Genomic DNA, 22,534 nt, shown 5'->3' on the forward strand with positions numbered 1-22,534 from the left:
CGAAAAGTCCACTTGTTATAGACGAGTGGACTTTTTTTTGCGAAAAAATCAAAAAAATCAAGGTATAAAAAGTAGGGTTTTTAAAGCAATCGTTTTTTTGTTAACACAAAAAAATGCATTTGGTCGGTAATTGATGCTATTTGTCGGAAAAGTTAATTTTTAAAATAAAATACTTGTAATAAACTGTTTTTTACGCTTTATTTGGACTAGAATAATCTTAAAAGGAATACTTTATTTTAAAAAGTTCTGATGTTTAAAGAGTTAGCTTTTTTTGAAAGTTGAATTGGTTTTTAATGTATTTATTTTCAAAATTTGTTTGTAAATAAATGCTTTCAAAATGTTAAAATTTATTTTAACATTAACATTTAAAAACTGTTCTAATCATAAAATCGTAAGTGATTAAATATCAGTGTTTTTTATTTTTTAAAGAATGCTGATAAGTTTTTTTCAAAATGTAATCACAAATACCACTACTATATGATTAGAAAACTACTTTTACTTATTATTTTTATTATTTTTCCTGTCCTAACTTTTGGACAATCGATTTGGACAAATCCAATTACTGGGACAAATCCAGGACTAACTAGCCCATATACAACTGGGGAAACTAGAAATGCAAATATTTCAGTATCAGGAATAAGTCGAACTGGAGTTTCTGGTGCAAATGGAAACAATAGCTATACTACAGGTAATTGGAATATTGGCCTTACTACCAATAAATATATCGAATTTATTCTAACACCAAATAATGGATATAAAATAGATTTTATAAGTCTTCAATATACTGGTCAAACAGGTGGTGGTGGATCGGGAACTGCACCCTCAAGTTTTGCTGTTAGATCCAGTGTAGATAATTTCACTGCAGATATTGGTTCGGCGGTTGCAGGAACAAATACTATTTCATTATTAGGAGCTTCATATCAAAACATAGGTACAGCTATAACTTTTAGAATATATGCATGGGGGGTACAAATGCCACTAAGACATATGCTATCAATGATTTTACATTTAATGGTACAGTTTGCTCCTCTCCAATTACTACAGGAGCATCTATCTGTCAGGGAGGTACAGGTTCTTTAACTTCAACAACAAATGGAGTTACTGCAAACACATTTACAGGTTCTTGGAATGCTGCAACAGATGCTACAGCATCTATACCTACAACCTCAATGAACAATAACACAAACTGTGGTTTTGTAGCAGGGATTGTTAGAAATTACACGGCGACAAGTTTTACTGTTAGTACAACAGGAGTTTACACTTTTAAAATGACAGATACCAATGCTTATGATGGTATGGCATATATTTATTCAGGAAACTTTACACCAGGGACATGTCCTGGCGGAGGTAACTGGATAATTGGCGATGATGATAATTCAGGACTAAATGCCGAACCAAGAATGACTCCTACTTTAATTGCAGGAGTAGTGTATACTTTGATCTCTACTACTTATAATAACTCGTCGGGTACTTATAGTGGTGACTATACTTGGACTGTCACGCCGCCAGCAGGAGGTCAAGTTACAACATCGCCAGTTAGTTGGTATACAGTTGCGACTGGTGGCACGCCTATTGGCGGAGGATCTCCTTTCAATCCGGTTGGAGTTGCTGGTTCTGGTTTAGCTAATACTAATACAGTTGGCATAACTACATATTATGCTGCGTCAGGAGGATCTTGCGCAAGAACTCCTACAACTTTTGTAATTAATGGAGACACTCCAACTACATCATTAGGCACATATACTTTTTGTATCGATAATAGCATGACACAAACTACAGCAAATGCAACTGCAGGTCAATATGCTTTAGTTAATGTTGTTAAGGGATATAACTACACATTTGCAGTTGGAAATGTTTTCGCTAGTAATAACGAAAAACTTAATATTTTAGATGCTGCTACAGATTTAGAAGTTAGCCCTACTGCTAATAATACTTCTGCTTCGGGAGCTACAATTTCTAATTGGGTAGCACCATTTTCGGGACAGATAAAAGTGGTCTTATCGACAGGAAGTTGTTCAAACATTGGAATTGCGGGTACTGGTGGAATTGCCTTGACTTTAAATTCAATTGGTGATACACAAGAAACTCAAAATGAATTTGGTACTAATACCTGGGTAGGACATATTTACAATGCTGGAGGGGCTTCTCCAGAACCGTTTGTCACAGCTAATTATGCTGGAACTTACAACATAGCTACTGAAACTATTAATGAAGGTTTTGGAGGTGATGGAAATTGTTTCCCTGTTTACTCAAATGGAGTTCAAAGAGCAAGCATTTTTACTGAAGGATTTGCAGTAAGATATAAAATGAAAACTACTAAGTCAGGTTGTTATTTAATTACAATGACGGGCGATGATGGTATACGTTTGTTTTTAAATGGGACAAAAGTCTTTGATAGATGGGTTGAACAAGGTTCTACTACTTATAACAATGTTTTAGTGAATCTGGATGGAGATGACGATCTTGTATTTGATTATTATGAAAATGCAGGAGGAAATGTCGTAGGCTTTTCTATGGCAGCATTCAATGCAGGTGCAAATACTATTACCGCTCCGGCAACTGTTACTTTTTGCAGCAATGGTGATCCGGCTGTTATAGAGGGATCATTACAATATAACTCAAACGATGCAAATTTTCAAAATCCGCAACTTAATTTCCAATGGCAGATTTCTACAGATGGAAGTAGTTACACAGATATATCTGGTGCTAATGGTAGAACTTATGATCCACCAGCGATTATAAATAATACTGCTGCAAATATTGTAAGAAGGTTTAAAAGATTAGTTACTTTAAATACTGCCAATGTTCCTAACATTAACAATGTAAGAACAAGTTGCTTATATAATGAAAGTAATATTGTAACAATTACAACTACACCAACAGCAGTTATTTCTGCTACTACTGCATCGACATGTACTGGTGTTGCCTTTACAGTAACTCCAACTGGAACAATTCCTGCAGGAACAACCTACAGTTGGGGAATTCCAACAGTAACGGGAGGAATTACTGGCGGTACAGCAAGTACAGGATCACCAACTAGTATTACAGGAACACTTTTAAATCCTTCTGCTACTGCTCAGACCGCTACATATACAGTGACCCCAACCTCTGCGGGTTGTGCGGGTGCTACTTTTACAGTAACTGTTACGGTTAATCCTTTACCAACACCAACATTTACTGCCCAGCCTGCAGCATCAACCTGTATTGGCACTGCTGTTACTTATACTACACAAGCGGCAATGTCCAATTATGTTTGGGGATTTCCGGGAACTGCGGGAACAGATTATACAATTGTTTCTGGTGGAACTAGTGCTGATAATACGGTTACTTTAAGATATCTAACAGCTGGAAGCAAAACAGTTACGATTAATTATACAACTGTTCCTAATAGTTGTACAGCAACTTCAGCGACATCTTCATCTGCAACTACTGTAAATGCGTTACCAACACCAACATTTACTGCCCAGCCTGCAGCATCAACTTGTATTGGCACTTCTGTTACTTACACTACACAGGTATCAATGTCTAATTATGTTTGGGGATTACCGGGAGTAGCAGGAACAGATTATGCAATTATTTCAGGAGGAACTAGCAATGATAGTTCAGTAACGTTGAGATATTTAACAACTGGAAGCAAAACAGTAACTATTAATTATACAACTGTTCCTAATAGTTGTACAGCGACTTCAGCGACATCTTCATCTGCAACTACTGTAAATGCGTTACCAACACCAACATTTACTGCCCAGTCTGCAGCATCAACTTGTATTGGCACTTCTGTTACTTACACTACACAAGGTGCAATGTCCAATTATGTTTGGGGATTCCCGGGAACCGCAGGAACTAATTATACAATTGTTTCTGGTGGAACTAGTGCTGATAATACGGTTACTTTAAGATATCTAACAACTGGAAGTAAAACAGTAACTATTAATTATACAACTGTTCCTAATAGTTGTACAGCAACTTCGGCGACATCTTCATCTGCAACTACTGTAAATGCGTTACCAACGCCAACATTTACTGCCCAACCTGCAGCATCAACTTGTATTGGTACTTCTGTTACTTACACTACTCAAGCGGCAATGTCTAACTATGTGTGGGGATTTCCGGGAACTGCAGGGACAGATTATACAATTGTTTCTGGTGGAACTAGCGCTGATAATACAGTAACTTTAAGATATCTAACATCTGGAAGTAAAACAGTAACTATTAATTATACAACTGTTCCTAATGGATGTACTGCAACTTCGGCGACTTCTTCATCTGCAATTACAGTAAATGCGTTACCAACAACACCAAGTATAGCAGTACAAACAGAGGTTAACTGTACTACTTCGGGAAGTGTAACATTAAATAATTTACCTGCAGGTAACTGGACAATAAATCAAACTGGTTTCGTTTCAAATACAATCAATAACACAGGAACTAGCTATACAGTTACAGGTCTTGCAGCCGGAACATACAGATTTACAGTAAGTAATGGGACTTGTACTTCATCAGTTTCTTCAGATGTTACAATCCTCGATCAATCTTCTACGACCTGGAGCGGTACAGCGTGGTCAAACGGCACCCCTGATGCAAGCAAAGCGGCCATTATTGCAGGAGCTTTTACCATATCTTCTGATTTGACTGCCTGCTCCCTTACCATAAATCCCGCAATAGCCATAACAGTACCTTCAAACTATACCCTAACGGTTGTAAACGGACTTACGGTTTCACCAACAGCATCCCTGACATTTGAGAACCATTCTAGCCTGGTTCAGGTAAACGACAATGCCGTGAACTCAGGAAACATAAAATACAAACGTATTGCCCCAAAAATCAGGCGAGGTGATTTTGTATATTGGTCAACACCGGTAAGCCCGCAAAAACTTATTGATGTTTCTCCTTTGACTTTAGGGGATAAATATTTCGGATACAGTGGCGATAATTGGGTAATTACCAATAAAAACACGGTTATGAAAGTGGGTAAAGGATATATCATCCGTGGGCCGCAAACCTATTCGCTGACAGTAAAAGCAGATTATCCTGCTGAATTTAACGGCGTGCCCAACAATGGTGTAATTTTAGGTGAAACACTAACGGCAGGCAAACCGTATTTGATCGGTAACCCATATCCTTCTGCCCTGAGCGCCAAAAAATTCCTGGACCAAAACACAGCTATTTTAGAGGGAACCCTGTATTTCTGGACCCATAATACACCGGTTACCTTAACAGGTGCCTACACTTATACTTCAGATGATTATGCCAGTTATAATTTAACGGGAAGCACAGTGGTAAAAGAACGTGCCATTACCGGAGGAACACCCGGAAGTAACAACGAGGAACCATCTGGATTCATAGGCGCCGGACAATCCTTCTTTGCAACGTCCAAAGCTGGCGGAACAGTGACCTTTAACAATGACATGCGACTTGGAGCTGCCGATAACACGCAGTTTTTCAAATCCGCATCAAAAGAAACTACTGATGCGCACCACGTATGGCTGAATATGACCAATACAAAGGGAGTCTTCAAGCAAATGCTGGTAGGTTACGTGCAGGGGGCAACCAATGAATACGAAGACAGGTACGACGGGGTGAGTTTTAATGCCAATCCGTATGTTGATTTCTATAGTGTTGACAACGGAAACAATTATGTTATCCAGGGACGTGCCCTGCCTTTTACAGATACAGATCAGGTTCCTTTGGGATACAATACAACGATAACCGGAGATTTTACAATTTCTATTGATAAGACCGATGGTGATTTGAGCAGCCATTCCATTTATCTGGAGGACAAGAAAACCGGTGTAATACACGATTTAACAACAAGCGATTATACCTTTACTACCGAGAAAGGAACTTTCACCGATCGTTTGGTATTGCGTTACACCAACAAAACACTTGGAACGGGAGATTTTGAAAATACTGAAAACGGACTTCTGGTTTCTGTAAAAGATAAAACCATCAAGGTAACTTCTTCGGCAGAAAACATAAAAGAGGTAACGGTTTTTGATATCTCGGGAAAACTGCTTTACAGCAAAAAGAAAGCAGGTACAACAGAGCTGCAAATACAAAACCTGCAATCATCCAATCAGGTATTGCTGGTAAAAGTTACTCTTGATAATGACTTTACTGCAACTAAAAAGATAATTTTTAATTAAAAAGATAAATTAGTTTATTTCTAAAAGACGCACAATTGTGCGTCTTTTTTGTTTTTTGACATCAAACTAACCAGAGAAAATCACCTGAAAAATCACGGTAAGTGGGTATTGCAGGGTTTCAAAACGAATTATAAATTTAGTCCGATTCTTACAAAATAATTATTGACTAAATTTTATTTATATTTTGATAAAAAAATACTTTTTTCCCTGATCCTCTTTTTACCTTTTATTAGTCTGGAACTTTTGGCCCAGCAAGGCAAAGTAGATACTTATTTTAATACCATTGATGATGGACTAAACGGAGATGGTTTTGATAATACAGTCCGAACTTTATCAATACAATCTAATCAATACCTAATTGTTGGCGGTGACTATCTGAATCTTAACGGAATCCCTTCTCCTTATTTTGCCCGCTTAAATCCAGATGGAATACTTGATGAAAATTTTCATGCAGGCACAGGGTTCAACGGTAAAGTTTATACTTCACACATTCAAAGAGACGGCAAGATAATCGTTGGAGGAAGCTTTACATCTTATAATGGAAATAATTCAGGAAGACTTGTCAGATTAAATTCAGATGGTTCCTATGATGCTTCATTTAATACAACAATCGGGGCAACAGCAGGAATTATCTATGATGTTTGCGAGCAGGCTGATGGAAAAATTATCATCGTTGGTAGTTTTACAAAATACAATGGTATCACCGTAAATAGAATTGCACGTATTTTGCCCAATGGCGCAATCGATACTACGTTTAATACAGGAATTGGAACAACAGCAAATATTACAAACGTCGAAATTTTATCTGATGGAAAAATACTTTTGTCCGGCAATTTTACAGCATTTAATGGAATCTCTTCTAATAAAATAGTAAAACTATTTCCCGAAGGAAGAGTTGATGAAAGTTTTAATATCGGAACAGGGTTTAACGATGATGTAAATGCAATGTTTATACAATCGGATGGAAAAGTTCTATTAGGCGGAAAATTTAGCAGTTATAATGAAATTTCGGCAAATAGAATTATTCGAATTAATGAAGACGGAAGTTTAGATTCGACTTTTTTATCAGGATCGGGATTTAATGGAGGCGCAGTTCAGGTTATAAAAACAGATATTTCTGGTAATATAATGATTGGAGGATCTTTTACTGGTTTTTATAATGGAGCTGAGGTGAATCGAATTTGTGTTTTAAACCGGAACGGAACTATTAGAACTGATTTGGATTTTGGTTCCGGACCTGCAACAGCTTCAGTTTTAGCTTTAGAAAATGACGCAGAAGGTTCTTGGTATGTTGGTGGTTCATTTTCTGTTTTCGATGGATTAAATCAAGGCCGATTAGCAAAAATTAATCCGGCAGGAGAATATGATACAGCATATTTATCGGCAGGAGTTGGTTTTGATAATTCTGTTTATAAAGTGATTCCTCTGGAAAATAAACAGACAATGGTATTTGGAAATTTTAAAAAATTTAATGGCGAACAGGCTTCAAGAATTGTTCGGCTTTTAGAAGATGGAACTTATGATGAAAGTTTTAATTTAAGGCAATCAGGTGCTAATAATTTAATTAAAACAGCCGTTTTGCAACCTGATGGGAAAATTATTCTTGGCGGAAATTTCACGAAATATAACGAGATAGCCTGTAATCGGATAATTAGGATTTTGTCTGACGGATCAGTTGATCAAACATTTAATAACGGTTCAGGTTTTAATAGTCAGGTTTACGCTTTGGCAACTCAGTCTGACGGGAAAATAATTGCGGCGGGAGGTTTTACAAATTATAATGGTGCTGTCAATACTGCAACTCGAATAGTAAGATTATTACCTGATGGAACTCGGGATTTAAGTTTTAATGTTGGTCATGGTGCTGATGGTATTATTGAAGTTGTTTTGATTCAGCCAGATGGAAAAATATTGCTTGGTGGAAGGTTTAATAATTTTAATGGAAATTCTGCTGCAAAACTGGTGAGGTTAAATGCGGATGGAAGTATTGATTCCAGTTTCAATGTTGGTGCAGGTTTTGACAACTACATTTATGCAATGGCATTGCAATCTGATGGGAAAATTATTGTTGGAGGAAGTTTTTTATTTTATAATGGCACTTCCCAAAAGCGAATTCTTAGGTTAAATACCAATGGAAGTTTAGATATGACTTTTGATTCAGGTACAGGTTTTAATAAAGGTGACGTTCGAAGTATTTTGGTTCAGCCGGACGATCGTATCGTGGTGGGCGGAACTTTTTCCGGCACTTATAAAAACGTCGTTTCGTCACGATTAATAAGACTTTTAAAAACAGGAGATTATGATACTTCTTTTGATGCCCGTTTAAATAGTAAATTATACACTATGGCCTTCACATCAGATTTTAAATTAATGATTGGGGGAGATTTCAATTCTGTATCAGGAATATCCAAACACAGAATTGCACGTTTAAACCTTTGTTTGGATTCCTCAATTTGGAATGGTCACAGTTGGTCAAATGGTTTACCGTCAGGCGGAAAGCAAATCTATTTTCAAGACGATTATCCGGCCTTAACGTCTTCAAATATTTGCAGCTGTTATATTAACGAAGGTAAAACAGTAACACTTTTAAGCGGCAATACTTTAGCAATTGAGTTCGACTATTCAGGCCTTGGTACTTTAATTTTAGAAGATACAGCAAGTTTATATCAGCGGGACAATGATATTGTAAATACTGGTAATGCTAATGTCAAAAGAGAATCTTCGCCAATATTAAAATTCGATTACACTTATTGGTCTTCGCCTGTTTATAATGAAAAACTAATTAATGTTTCGCCAGAGACATTGCCGGATAAGTTTTTTTCTTATGATGCTGTTTTGGATAAGTGGAAGATAGAAAATGCATTAAATATCATGATTCCCGGCAAAGGATATAGTATACGTGGTCCACAGCATTTTTCAACAACAAAACCTTCAAAATTTGAAGCCACATTTAAAGGTGTTCCGGTTAATGGAAAAGTGGAGGTGAGTTTGGAAAAACAAAATAGCTTTAATTTAATTGGTAATCCATATCCATCTGCAATAAGTGCCGATGCTTTTTTGACTAACAACATGTCAAATATTTTAGGAACCCTTTATTTCTGGACACATAATACACCAATAACTAATAATAAATATACATCTAATGATTATGCTGCTTACAATTTGCTGGGAGGTATTGGTACAGGTGGCGCAGTTTCATTAGGTATAAATGAAAGTATTCCCGATGGAACTATTGCCTCAGGACAAGCATTTTTTGTAATCAGTAAAAATTCTGAAATTGCCGAATTCAATAATAGTATGCGCATTTCTGGTCGAAATTCTGCTTTTTTTAAGCAAGCCAAAACAAAAGAAAATATTGTCGAAAAACATAGAATCTGGTTGAATCTTAAAAATAACGAAGGCGTTTTTAAACAGATTTTATTGGGATATATAAATGGGGCAACCAATTTGTATGATGAAAGTTATGATGCGGAATCTTTTAATGGAAATCAATTTGTAGATTTTTATAGTGTTGTTGAAAATAAAAAATTAGTAATTCAGGGCAGAGGTTTGCCTTTCGAAGATACTGATTCTATTTTGTTAGGCTATTCAAGCACTATTGATGGTGAATTTAGTGTTAGTATTGACCATGATGATGGACTGTTTAGTAATCTAAATGTTTTTATTGAAGATAAGGACTTGAAAATTAAACATGATCTAAAAGAATCGCCCTATTTATTTTCTACAAAAAAGGGAAATTTTAATGAACGTTTTGAGTTGAATTTTATTAGTAAAGATTTAAAAACAGATAATCCGGAGAGAGAAATAAATCAAATATCAGTTTTTGTAAACAACAATAATATAATTATCGACGCTAACAAAAATGAGATTAAGGATATTGCAATTTTTGACATTTCTGGTAAACAGATCTACAGAAAAACTAAGATAGAAAACTCCAGATTTAGTATTGAAAATCTATCTTCCAAAAATCAAATTTTGCTACTAAAAATATCGTTGAAAAACGGATATCATTCAATACGTAAAATTTTATTTTAATAAGTTTTTACTTTCCATTTTGAATGATCATTTTGCGTTTAAAGAGCGACTATTTTTTAAATAAAATTTCAACCCAATATTGTTTTCCAGACGTTTTTTTTGGGGTTAAATTTATTTTTAACATAATTTTTTTTCAAATTATTATAATTTTTAAAAAATAATGAAAAATGCATATTTATAAAATCAGATGATTTGCATTTTTTATATGATGAATTACTTAAAAAAAAGTATTTATGAGAAATAACTTAAAATAGTAAAATCGAGTTTAATTGACTGAAATACAGAGTATTAATTTAATCTTAGTTAATAGAAAATTGTAAATTGTTTATGGTGTTTTGAGGAAAAAAAGGTGATAAAAAAAGCCTTAAAATTTCCTCAGGGATGGACTAAAAAAAGCAAAATTCTTAAGAGCTTTTTTTGAAAAATAATTTACTAAAAGATCTATTGTTTAAATTTAAATACCACGTGAAATGAACCGAAAATTACTATTTATTTTTTCAATGTTATTTTGTTTTGGATTTTCAAATGGAGCTACCATAACAAGTACAGGAACGGGAAATTGGACAGTTACAACATCATGGATTGGCGGAACAGTACCTACTATAAATGATGATGTTATTATTGCTTCCGGATCAACCATAACGCTTAGCACAAATGTTTCAATAAAATCGTTAACGATAAACGGAACATTATTTGCTTCAGGAGATCCAATAGTATCAACTTCTGCAGGAAATATTCTGGTTGTTACTATTAATGGAGTACTGGATTTTAATACAAATCAGAGTTCTATTCGTTTTCCCGCCGGGACAATCGTAGATATCAATCCACCGGGGAAAATTGATGACACAGGAGGAGGATGCTCAAATCAGGTTGCTTTGTATATCGGTACAGTAAAATTTGCCGTTTGTGTAGGAAGTGGCAATGCCGAATATACTTTCGCGCAGCTTAATAATTTAGGAGGAACTTTACAATCAAAGCCTACAAGTAATGCGCCAATTTGTGAGGGAAGCACTCTTAATTTTACCGCAGCAAAAGATGGAGCAGACGGAGCTGCATTGAACTGGCATTGGTCTGTAAAACTTCCCGGTGCGGCATCTTTTGTAAACTATCCAGATAAACAATCAGTAGTATCTTTTACAAATGCTGTATCAGGTTCTTATGAAGCCAATCTTACCTATACTACTACTTATGGTGGATCTGTTTACACCAGTTCTAAAACTATTTTTGCAACCGTTAATGCCAGACCTGCTGTTCCCACAATATCCACAAGCGGGGCTACAACATTTTGTGATGGTGGAAATGTTACATTGACTTCTATTACCGGAACAAGTTATTTATGGTCAACGGGTGCAACTACAAAAAGTATAGTGGTAACAACATCCGGAAATTATTCTGTTCAGGTAACAAATGCCACAGGATGTCAAAGCCTTGCCTCTTCAGTCACGACTGTTACCGTTAAATCTTCATTACCCACACCCAATGTTGTTACTATTACACAACCAACTTGTGTTATCCCAACAGGAAGTGTAGAACTTAACGGATTTATATCTGCAACAAATGGACAAGTTTACCAAAGCGGTTCATCAACTCAAACTTATTCCGTTTCGGGTTCCAATTATACAATTGCTAATTTAGCTCCCGGAACATATACTTTTACGGCACAGGATGGTGTAAACTGCACTTCATTGCCAACAGTTAGTATTGTAATAAAAGCACCGGATGTAAATACGTGGAATGGAACAACATGGTCGAAAGGGAGCGTGCCGATATCTTCTGATATCATTGAATTTGCCGAAAACTATCAGTCAACAGGAGATATAAGCGGTTGCTCTTGTAAAGTAAAAGGGGGAAAAGAAGTGACAATAAATTCTCCACATACATTATTTATTGATAACCAACTTACGGTAGAATCTGCAACAGGAACAAAATTAATATTCGAGAATAATGCAAGTTTAATACAACGTAATAATGTTATTAATACCGGAAATATTATTTACAAACGAATAAGCCCGCAAATTCGCCAGGCCGATTTTGTGTATTGGTCAACTCCGGTAAGCCCACAAAAACTGGTTGATGTTTCGCCATTAACTTTAGGGGATAAATATTTTAGATATAGCGGAACAAATTGGGTAATCACAAACAGAAGTACGACTATGGTTGTTGGAGAAGGTTATATAATTCGTGGTCCGCAAACTTATTCTAATACAATCAGAGCCGATTACACAGCTTCTTTTATTGGAGTTCCCAATAATGGAAATGTAACCAGTGCGACATTAGATAGCGGAAAATTTTATTTGCTCGGAAATCCTTATCCTTCAGCATTAGATGCCGATCAATTTATTTTGAATAACCCGGTTTTAACCGGAACCTTATATTTCTGGACACACAACACGCCCGTAGTATTTGGAACTTCTTATAAATACAATTCAGATGATTATGCAAGTTATAATTTAACTGGGGGCGTTGCAGCCAAAACAGCAACCACAGCATCAGGAAACAATAAGGAAATACCAGGCGGTAAAATAGCAGCCGGGCAAGGTTTTTTTACTGAAACAAGCTCGTCCGGAACAGTAACTTTTACAAATGCGATGCGTTTTGGCTCAAACAGTCAGTTTTTTAAACCAGCAAAAACTTCAAAAGCTGCACTTGAAAAAAATCGGTTATGGCTTAATATGACTAATGATGGTGGTGCCTTTAAACAAATTTTAATTGGTTATATTGAAGGAGCTACTAACGATTATGAAACCAGATATGACGGTCAAACAATTGATGGTAATCCATATTTGGATTTTTATAGTGTAAATAATGGACATAAACTTGTAATTCAGGGACGCGCCGTACCTTTTTCGGATACTGATATTGTACCGCTTGGATATAAAAGCACAATTGCTGGCAATTTTACTATTTCTATAGATCAGGCCGATGGTAATTTGGTTAATCAGGCTATTTATTTAGAAGACAAAACTACCAATTCAATTCATGATTTAAGAACCGGCAATTATACCTTTACAACGTCAACAGGTATTTTTGATGGTCGTTTTGTGTTACGTTATGCTAATAATAAAACCTTGAAAAAAGTTGCTATTGAAGATGTGGAACAGAAAATTTTGGTTTTTGCAAAAGAGAAAATTATCAAGGTAACATCAACCAAAGAAAACATTAAAGAGGTTTTTATTTTTGATGTTACCGGAAAATTGCTTTATAATAAAAAGAAAATAGATAGTACAGAATTGCAGATATCCGGTTTACAATCTAATCAGGTTTTGTTGATTAAAACAATTTTTGGTAATGGAAATGTAACTACTACAAAAATGGTATTCTAAATAGTGGTTTAATAAAAAGCCGTTGTAAACCTTTAAGTTCACAACGGCTTTTTTAATTATATCAGGCAGACTTTGCCAGATTTTCAGATTTCGTCAGATTTTGATGTGTGTTCTGAATTGCTTTTTCGTTTTTATAGTCAATCCATTTTTGACCTTTAAATTTTCGCATCAAAATATCAAAATGCCGCATAATAAATACATTATAAGCCGCCTTTGATAAATGGGCAATATTTTTTGGAAAAGCACGCAAACTCATAGAAAAACCAGGAGTTAAGTATTTCATATAATGCCAATATCCTTCTGGCATGTACAATACTTCGCCATGTTTAAGATTAGTAATATAACCTTCGGCATTTTTAAGGGCGGGCCATTTTTCATAATCAGGATCATCAAAATCAATGTCTTCTCTCGAAATTAAAGCGTGCGGAACTTTGTACATATATTTAGACTGATCCGGAGCAAAAAGCATGCATTGTTTTTCTCCATGAAAATGAAAATGCAAAATATTAGAATAATCAATATCATAATGCATAAAAACCTTTGAATTTTCTCCACCAAAAAACAACATGGGCATTTGCTTCACTAATTTCAAGCCAATATCAGGCCATAAAAAGTCGTCTTTTAGCGTTGGTATTTCTTTCATTAAATTATAAAGGAAAATGCGGTAGTTTGTTGGCTTGGATTCTAAAAGATCAATGTAGTCGCTCATCTTCATTTTAGTGTGCGCTTCATTAAAGCCATCTTCGTGGTTTACAGGTCTGTTATCGTATAAAGGAACGATAGTATCACCTGCGATTTCTTTCATATATGATAATTTCCATTTAGAATAAGCCGGCCAGTCTTCAGTCAGCTCTTCGATAACAACGGGAATTTGGTTTTTTACGTATTGGGAAATAAAATCAGATTTTGAGATTTTTTTACCCTTTCGATTTGTTTTAAATTCATCTCTTTTAAATAAAAAAATTGCTTATAACACTTGTTATAAGCAATTTAAAAATATTTTTAGAGATTTATTAACTCAATAACTTAAATTTTTGATTTGATCGAAGCCTCAAGATTTCTTTCAATAGTATGTCCCGGTCTTGACCATTTTGGTTTTTCGCCTAAAGGAGCAAATTGAGAATCTGATGCTTCAACAGTTTTTGGCTGCGAAACTTTAGTAAATGGCTTTTGCGGAATTAATCCTAACATTTCAAACATTTTCATGTCTTCGTGTACATCAGGATTTGGTGTAGTAAGTAATTTGTCTCCGGCAAAAATAGAATTGGCACCTGCAAAAAAGCACATTGCTTGTCCTTCACGGCTCATATTTGTTCTTCCTGCAGATAAACGTACTTGTGTATCCGGCATTACAATTCTTGTAGTAGCCACCATACGAATCATTTCCCAGATTTCAACTGGTTTTTCTTCTTCCATCGGAGTTCCTTCAACAGCAACCAAAGCATTAATTGGCACAGATTCAGGTTGAGGATTTAAAGTCGAAAGTGCTACAAGCATTCCTGCTCTGTCTTCGATACTTTCTCCCATTCCAATAATTCCTCCGCTACAAACCGTAACATTCGTTTTACGAACATTTTCGATCGTTTGCAAACGGTCTTCGAAACCACGTGTAGAAATTACATCTTTATAATATTCTTCAGAAGTATCTAAATTGTGATTGTAAGCATATAAACCTGCTTCCGCCAAACGTTGCGCCTGGTTTTCGGTAATCATACCCAAAGTACAGCAAACTTCCATATCGAGTTTGTTGATGGTACGCACCATTTCTAAAACCTGATCAAATTCTTCACCATCTTTTACATTTCTCCAGGCAGCTCCCATACAAACACGAGATGATCCGCTTGATTTTGCACGCAAAGCCTGAGCTTTTACCTGACTTACACTCATCAAATCGTTTCCTTCAACTCCTGTATTATATCGTGCAGCTTGCGGGCAATAACCGCAATCTTCAGGACAGCCTCCGGTTTTAATAGATAGTAATGTAGATACCTGAACTACGTTCGGATCATGTTTTTGTCTGTGAATTGTTGCTGCTTCATACAGCAAGTCCATCATTGGTTTATTATATATGGCGATTATCTCGTCTTTTGTCCAGTTGTGTTTTGTAATACTCATTAGGTACATTGTTTTTGAAGCTTCAAAAGTAACGAAATTGTTCTAATCAACCAATGCCGAATTCTGTAAATGAACAATTGATAGTTATTTTCAAAAAGAAACACTCTAAAATCATATAATTATATCTTTTTATGATTTTAGAGTGTTTAAATTATGTATTTTATTCTAAAAAATTAATCGGCTGCATATTTATTGTTCCAATACAACATCATCATTAAAGTAACAATAACAGAAGAGGCAAGTCCTTCAAATAATAAACAAATGCAATAAGTTGGTACAGATGGATTTCCGCCAAACATAAATGCTTCAGACAATGTTTTTACATATGCATCACCACCTCGTGCGTAACTGTAAACTAACAAGCCAAAAACACTCATGGATACACCAACTACAGATGTTGTCATAGCAGAAACTGCGTTGGATACGAAGTTGGTTTCTCCTTCATGAAGGTTCATCTGCATGGTTCTGTTTACGCCATAAAATATAAAAAAGACATTTAGCGTACGTAAAAAACAAATCAGCGAGTCCTAAAAGATTCATCAATAAAAAATAGATGCCAATTCCCAGGAAAATTAAAAAACCGTTGGTAATTTCTTTAGGTAATTTCATAGTGGTTATTTTTAAAGAAGTTAATAGTAAATTGTTGACAAACAGAGTTGTATATCAAATTTACTAAAAAAAGAAGTACGACGATTTAAAAATAACCAAAAGTATTGGAGTGCTTATTTAAAGTTGTCCCACAAAGTCTAAGGCAGTCTTTTTATCCTGATTTAATTGTTCTTTAAGTAAATCTACCGAACCGAATTTTTGCTCCTCCCGAATATATTCCAATAAAGAAATCTCTAGTTTTTGACCATAAATATCAGCATCAAAATCAAAAAGATTGACCTCGATAGTTTGCTTTTGTCCATTTACAGTTGGATTAAAACCAATATTCATCATTCCGAAAATGGCTGTGTTATCAATAAAGGTTTTCACAATATAAACACCGTTTTTTGGGATCTTTTTATAATCTTCTTCAATTTGGATATTGGCCGTTGGAAAACCAATTGTTCTTCCTAATTGTTTTCCTTTTACAACTTCGCCGCTTAAAAAATAAGCATAACCCAAATAATCGTTGGCCAAAGTTATATTTCCTTCATCTAAAGCTTTTCTGATTTTGGTAGAACTTACCGAAACATCCTGAATTTCCTGTGCCGAAATTTGTTCTACTTCAAAACCATATTCAGCACCAAAAGCAATTAAATCATCAATATTAGCCGTTCTGTTTCTTCCAAAACGGTGATCATGCCCAATAATTATCTTTTGAATATGAAATTGATCAACTAAAATAGAATGAACAAATTCCTCAGCTGTTAATCTCGAAAAACTTTCGTTAAACGGATGAATAACAAGATTTTCTATTCCGGTTTCTTCTAATAGTTTAGATTTTTCGGCAATCGTATTTAAAAGTTTTATTTCTGATTTTTCCTGTAGAACCATTCGCGGATGCGGAAAAAAGTAAGCACTAAACTTTCGTATTTTCCGTTTTCAGTATTTTGGGTAATTCGTTCTAAAATTTTTTTATGACCAATATGTACGCCATCAAAGGTACCAAGAGTTAAAATAGTTTTCTTGGTTGATTGAAAATCGTTTATAGAATGAAAGAGCTTCAAAGCAAATTGTTTAGGATGGTGCAAATTTATACTATCTATTTTAAATTTGACACTAAGGTTAATTGATTTTTTAAGATTATAAAGTCACTTTTTGTGATAATTGACTCGCTGGTCGATAAAAAACCATTAATTGTCGTATATATGTAAGAATTTAATTTAATTCACTTAATTTTGATTTTTCTAAATCCCTTGAGTATGAATAAACAGTTACTATTTTTATTACTTATTTTTTGTTGTGTCAAAGGCCATGCTCAAAATGATGATTTATGGCAAAGGAGTTCTGGTTCAGTTTTGAATAAAAGTATAAATTCGTCTGATTCGAATAAATTATATTATAAATTGAATTCGGATTTTCTGAAAGCAAAACTTTCATCGGCAACCAATAAAAGTTCAAAAAATAGTACTTCAGAAATTACAATTCCTAATTCGGAAGGTGTTTTGGAAAGATTTTCGGTTTGGGAATTTTCAAATTTCGATCCTGAATTACAGGCAAAATATCCTGAAATTAGAGCTTACGAAGGTCGTGGATTAGATGATAAATCGGCAAAAATACACTTTAGCGTTTCACCAATTGGCACGCAAACAATGGTAATTCGTGCCGATAAACCTTCTGAATTTATAGAGCAAAATCCGGATGATAAATCAGAATACATTTTGTTTACTTCAAATAAAACAGAAAGTTCGAAATTAATTTGTAAAACTATTGATGTAAAATCAGACCGTAATAGTTCAGATAAAACTGCAAAAACAACTTCAAATAACAAAGTTTTTAAAACAATGCGATTGGCATTGTCATGTACCGGAGAATATACTTCGTATTTTGGAGGTACAAAAGTTGGGGCACTTGCCGGAATGAATGCAACTTTATCAAGAGTTAACGGGATTTTAAATAAAGACCTGGCTGTGCAATTAATTTTAATTGCAAATAATGATGCTGTAATTTATACAAATTCTTCAACGGACCCTTATGCGAATGCAACTGATGGAGTAAAAGGTTCGTGGAATACACAAGTACAATCTACTTTAACCAGTGTAATTGGTGAAGCTAATTATGATATTGGCCATTTATTTGGTGCATCTGGAGGCGGAGGTAATGCAAATTGTATTGGCTGTGTTTGTGTAAATTCTGAAAAAGGAAGCGCTTACACCTCACCATCAGACGGAAAACCAGAAGGTGATACATTTGATATTGATTTTGTGGTTCACGAAATAGGACATCAATTGGGAGCAAATCATACTTTTTCATATGATGCCGGAGAAAGAACAAACGTAAATGTTGAACCGGGAAGTGGTTCTACTATTATGGGATATGCCGGAATAACAGATTATGATGTTCAAAGCAATTCTGACGACTATTTTGCTTATGTTAGTATTTTACAAATTCAAAATAATCTTGCAGGAAAAAGTTGTCCGGTAAGTACAGCATTGACAAATAATCCGCCAACGGTTAGTGCAGGTTCAGATTTTACAATTCCAATTAGCACTGCGTTTGTTTTAACCGGTACAGGTTCTGATGTTAATACTGTTACATATAATTGGGAACAAAATGATAATGCAACAACAACTTCGGGAGGAAACAGTATTGCATATGCCACTAAACCAGATGGGCCGCTGTTTAGATCTGTAGCTCCTGGTAGTTCGCTCATTCGATATATGCCAAGTTTTAATTCTGTTCTTCAGAATAGATTAACGACAACATGGGAATCTGTTTCGTCTATTGCAAGAATGTTACATTTTACTTTAACAGCCAGAGATAATGGGATTTTTGGAACGGCTCAAACAAATACCGACGAAATGACTGTAAATGTATCTTCTTCAGCTGGGCCATTTGCAGTTACGTCTCAAAATACTGCTGACTTAAGTTGGGCACAAGGATCATTTCAAACTATTACATGGAATGTAAATAACACCACTAATCTTGAAGGTTCATCAAATGTAAATATAAAATTATCTACCGATGGAGGTTTAACATTTCCTCTAATTTTAGCAGCAAACACTCCAAATGATGGTTCAGAATCCATTTTGATTCCAACAAGTGTGGTTTCATCAACAAGTTGCAGAATTTTGATTGAGCCAACAGCAAATATTTATTACGCTTTAAATAGTAAATCTTTTGCAATAGGATATACATCAACAACGACATGTAATTCATATAGTTTTGGCAGTTCGTTTAGTATTCCAACTTCAAGTACTTATACATCAAGAACTATCACTGTTCCAACATCAACAGAAACTGTGTCAAATGTAAGTGTCGATTTGAATGTGACACATGCACGATTTTCTGATTTAGAAATTCAAATCGTTAGTCCAGCCGGAACTGTTGTTCAGTTATTTAATAAAGGCTGTTCAGGTACAGATTCTACATTAGCATTGCAATATGATGATTCGGGAATTGAATTAGATTGTGCCAAAACAACAGCTCAAATTGTTCTTCCGGTTGATGCTTTAGCTGCTTTTAATGGAGAAAATTCGCAAGGACCCTGGACTTTAAGAGTTCGCGATGCCGTTACAGGCAGATTTGGAACTATAAATTCAGCATCAATTAATATTTGTAGTCAGACATTTACCTTAGGAGTCAAAGAACCTGATGATGTTGCTTTTATTCTTTATCCAAATCCAAACAAAGGAAGTTTTACAATTCAATTTACAACCGAATCAAAAACCGGAGTTCAGGTTTTTGTGCATAATGTTTTAGGTAAAAGGATATATTTGAATAGTTTTGAAAGTACACAAAACTTTAAACAAGATATTCAATTATCTGATGTAGCCGCGGGTATGTATTTTGTGACAGTTATTGATGGAGATAAAAGAACGGTGAAGAAGATAATTATTTATTAAATTCAATATTCAAATACCAAATTCCAGTTTTAATATCTAGTATTTTCTTGGAATTTGGTATTTAAAAAATTGAAATTTTAAGAGTTCGCCATCGCCATACAAACAATGCTTATTTTAATTCCGGGAATTTTTAGTAAAGCACGTGAACAGGCTTCAAGCGTGGCGCCTGTAGTAAGTACATCATCAATAATTAATAAATGTTTGTTTTGATGCTTTTCTATAGAATGAACATCAAATATATTTTCGATATTTTCTGATCTTCCCAAGAGATTTTTTTGGATTGTGTTTTAGAATACTTTTTTCTATATAAAACAGTATCATCATAAGCAATTTCTAAACCTTCCGCTATAGTTTTTCCAAAGGCTGTAACCTGATTGTAACCCCGTTCCTTAAATTTTTTCTTGTGTAATGGTACCGGAATTACAACATCAAAAGGAATTTTCAATTGCAGTTCTCTTAGATCTTCAATATACCAATTTCCTAAAATAGTACCAATTTCTTCCTGTCCTTTGTATTTTAGATTATGAATAAGTTCCTGAACTATTCCTTTTTTATTAAAATATAAAAATGCAGATGCATATTCGATTTCAATCTTGCCGTAGAATTTTTTGACAGCCTCATTTTTGCTATCCAAATGATATTGAGTCAGAGGCATTTCATGACGACAATTTGTACATAAAACATTTTCGGTTGCTAATAAAAGTTTGCGACATCCGGCACAAACTTTAGGGAAAAACAGGTTAAGAAGAGAATTAAACACAAATAGAAAGAATTTAGTTACAAAAATAATTAAATCAATGCTTCAATCTTTATAATTTTTCTTTTTTTTAAACGTACTTTTTATATTTTTGCATCACTATGGCAAAACAAGAAGATATATTTAAGAATGTGGTTTCGCACGCAAAAGAGTACGGATTTATTTTTCCGTCAAGCGAAGTATACGACGGATTAAGTGCAGTGTATGATTACGCACAAAATGGAGTCGAATTAAAAAAGAATATCCGTGAATATTGGTGGAAATCAATGGTTCAGATGAACGAGAATATTGTCGGCCTTGATGCTGCAATATTGATGCATCCAACAACCTGGAAAGCTTCAGGCCACGTTGATGCTTTCAATGATCCGTTAATTGATAATAAAGATTCGAAAAAAAGATATAGAGCAGATGTTTTAGTTGAAGATTATGCTGAAAAGCTAAATCAAAAAGCTCAAAAAGAAATTGAAAAAGCAAAAGCTCGTTTTGGAGATGCTTTTAATGAAGAAGAATTTGTTACCACAAATGCTCGTGTTGTAGAATATCTTTCAAAATATAAAGAAATTTTATCAAGACTTGCAAAAGGGATGAGCGAAGATCTTCAGGATGTAAAAGCTTTAATCGAAGAGTTGGAAATTGCTGATCCTGAAACCGGTTCAAGAAACTGGACAGATGTTAAGCAATTTAATCTAATGTTCGGAACAAAATTGGGAGCTTCTGCAGATTCTGCAATGGATTTATATTTACGTCCGGAAACAGCGCAGGGTATTTTTGTGAATTTCCTGAATGTTCAAAAATCAGGGCGTATGAAAGTTCCTTTTGGAATTGCTCAAACGGGTAAAGCGTTTAGAAATGAAATCGTTGCAAGACAATTCATTTTCCGTATGCGTGAATTTGAACAAATGGAAATGCAATTTTTCGTTCGTCCGGGAGAAGAAATGAAATGGTACCATCACTGGAAAGAAGCCCGTTTAAACTGGCATTTATCTTTGGGATTAGGAAGAGAGAATTATCGTTTTCACGATCACGAAAAATTAGCCCATTATGCCAATGCTGCTGCCGATATTGAATTTAACTTCCCGTTCGGATTTAAAGAATTAGAAGGAATTCACTCTCGTACAGATTTTGATTTAAAAGCACACGAACAATATTCTGGTAGAAAATTGCAATATTTTGATCCTGAATTAAATGAAAACTACGTGCCATATGTAGTCGAAACTTCAGTAGGTTTAGATCGTATGTTCCTGGCTGTTTTTGCCACTTCATTACAAGAAGAAACTCTTGAAGACGGTTCAACTAGAACAGTATTGAAATTACCATCAGTTCTGGCACCAACAAAAGCCGCTATTTTACCATTGGTTAAAAAAGACGGTTTACCGGATATCGCCAGAAAAATCATCGAAGATTTAAAATGGGATTTCAGTGTCGCTTATGACGAAAAAGATGCAGTAGGTCGTCGTTACAGAAGACAAGATGCACTTGGAACTCCGTTTTGTATCACTGTAGATCATCAAACAATCGATGATGAAACAGTAACAATTCGTCATAGAGATACCATGAAACAAGATCGTGTAAAAATTTCTGAATTGAAAGATATTATCGAAAACGAAGTTTCTATGAAAAACTGGTTGATGAAAATGTAATTTTTTTAAATTTCATATATTAAAA

The 22,534-nt window shown here is 34.7% G+C and carries 9 protein-coding genes and 3 pseudogenes; 6 read left to right on the forward strand and 6 right to left on the reverse strand.

Going from position 1 to position 22,534, the window contains the following annotated elements; all coding sequences use genetic code 11:
• The first annotated feature begins 477 nt into the window (after nucleotides 1-477).
• The 4 genes from ACZZZT_RS03695 to ACZZZT_RS03710 all read left to right on the forward strand — a co-directional run bounded on the left by ACZZZT_RS03695 (nucleotide 478) and on the right by ACZZZT_RS03710 (nucleotide 13,504).
• Entirely contained in the window at nucleotides 478-1,080 is a 603-nt protein-coding gene (locus tag ACZZZT_RS03695) for a hypothetical protein (protein ID WP_463459447.1), read from the forward strand.
• Nucleotides 1,081-2,513: 1,433 nt separating this feature from the next.
• Nucleotides 2,514-6,146 (forward strand): T9SS sorting signal type C domain-containing protein, encoded by a 3,633-nt coding sequence (locus ACZZZT_RS03700; RefSeq protein WP_463462376.1) that lies wholly within the window; start codon nucleotides 2,514-2,516, stop codon nucleotides 6,144-6,146.
• A 162-nt stretch (nucleotides 6,147-6,308) separates the two neighbouring features.
• A complete protein-coding gene (locus ACZZZT_RS03705) occupies nucleotides 6,309-10,181 on the forward strand; it encodes a T9SS sorting signal type C domain-containing protein (protein WP_463459448.1) in 3,873 nt (1,290 codons plus the stop codon).
• Between the two features lie 470 nt (nucleotides 10,182-10,651).
• On the forward strand, nucleotides 10,652-13,504 hold the full coding sequence (locus ACZZZT_RS03710; RefSeq protein WP_463459449.1) for a T9SS sorting signal type C domain-containing protein: 2,853 nt from the start codon (nucleotides 10,652-10,654) through the stop codon (nucleotides 13,502-13,504).
• Between the two features lie 61 nt (nucleotides 13,505-13,565).
• Here ACZZZT_RS03710 and ACZZZT_RS03715 read toward each other — a convergent pair.
• From ACZZZT_RS03715 to ACZZZT_RS03730, 4 genes and pseudogenes are all read right to left on the reverse strand, one after another.
• A pseudogene (locus ACZZZT_RS03715) lies at nucleotides 13,566-14,449 on the reverse strand (cupin-like domain-containing protein).
• 81 nt (nucleotides 14,450-14,530) lie between these two features.
• Nucleotides 14,531-15,619: a biotin synthase BioB gene (gene bioB / locus ACZZZT_RS03720; protein ID WP_042562967.1), complete on the reverse strand. Its 1,089-nt coding sequence runs from the start codon at nucleotides 15,617-15,619 to the stop codon at nucleotides 14,531-14,533.
• 173 nt (nucleotides 15,620-15,792) lie between these two features.
• Nucleotides 15,793-16,228: pseudogene (locus ACZZZT_RS03725) on the reverse strand (hypothetical protein).
• Between the two features lie 117 nt (nucleotides 16,229-16,345).
• A pseudogene (locus ACZZZT_RS03730) lies at nucleotides 16,346-17,298 on the reverse strand (bifunctional riboflavin kinase/FAD synthetase).
• A 171-nt stretch (nucleotides 17,299-17,469) separates the two neighbouring features.
• Here ACZZZT_RS03730 and ACZZZT_RS03735 point away from each other — a divergent pair.
• Nucleotides 17,470-20,112, forward strand: a complete 2,643-nt coding sequence (locus ACZZZT_RS03735) for a zinc-dependent metalloprotease (protein ID WP_463459450.1) — start codon at nucleotides 17,470-17,472, stop codon at nucleotides 20,110-20,112.
• Between the two features lie 77 nt (nucleotides 20,113-20,189).
• On the opposite strand, the gene ACZZZT_RS03740 is transcribed toward ACZZZT_RS03735, so the two are convergent.
• Nucleotides 20,190-20,378, reverse strand: a complete 189-nt coding sequence (locus ACZZZT_RS03740) for a ComF family protein (protein WP_463459451.1) — start codon at nucleotides 20,376-20,378, stop codon at nucleotides 20,190-20,192.
• Nucleotides 20,330-20,872 carry a ComF family protein gene (locus ACZZZT_RS03745; protein WP_463459452.1) on the reverse strand — a complete coding sequence of 181 codons (543 nt, stop codon included), beginning with the start codon at nucleotides 20,870-20,872 and terminating at the stop codon, nucleotides 20,330-20,332. The genes ACZZZT_RS03740 and ACZZZT_RS03745 overlap by 49 nt, the downstream gene beginning before the upstream one ends.
• Nucleotides 20,873-20,970: 98 nt before the next feature.
• Between ACZZZT_RS03745 and ACZZZT_RS03750 the strand changes: the two genes are divergently transcribed.
• Nucleotides 20,971-22,509 (forward strand): glycine--tRNA ligase, encoded by a 1,539-nt coding sequence (locus tag ACZZZT_RS03750; RefSeq protein ID WP_463459453.1) that lies wholly within the window; start codon nucleotides 20,971-20,973, stop codon nucleotides 22,507-22,509.
• Nucleotides 22,510-22,534: the final 25 nt, after the last annotated feature.

This window comes from Flavobacterium sp. AC274, assembly GCF_979258275.1.

Excerpts from the sequence above, each read along its gene's own strand:
- ACZZZT_RS03695 (WP_463459447.1), top strand. The coding sequence starts at position 478 with ATGATTAGAAAACTACTTTTACTTATTATTTTTATTATTTTTCCTGTC.
- ACZZZT_RS03700 (WP_463462376.1), top strand. The coding sequence starts at position 2,514 with ATGGCAGCATTCAATGCAGGTGCAAATACTATTACCGCTCCGGCAACT.
- ACZZZT_RS03710 (WP_463459449.1), top strand. The coding sequence starts at position 10,652 with ATGAACCGAAAATTACTATTTATTTTTTCAATGTTATTTTGTTTTGGA.
- bioB (WP_042562967.1), bottom strand. The coding sequence starts at position 15,619 with ATGAGTATTACAAAACACAACTGGACAAAAGACGAGATAATCGCCATA.
- ACZZZT_RS03735 (WP_463459450.1), top strand. The coding sequence starts at position 17,470 with ATGAATAAACAGTTACTATTTTTATTACTTATTTTTTGTTGTGTCAAA.
- ACZZZT_RS03750 (WP_463459453.1), top strand. The coding sequence starts at position 20,971 with ATGGCAAAACAAGAAGATATATTTAAGAATGTGGTTTCGCACGCAAAA.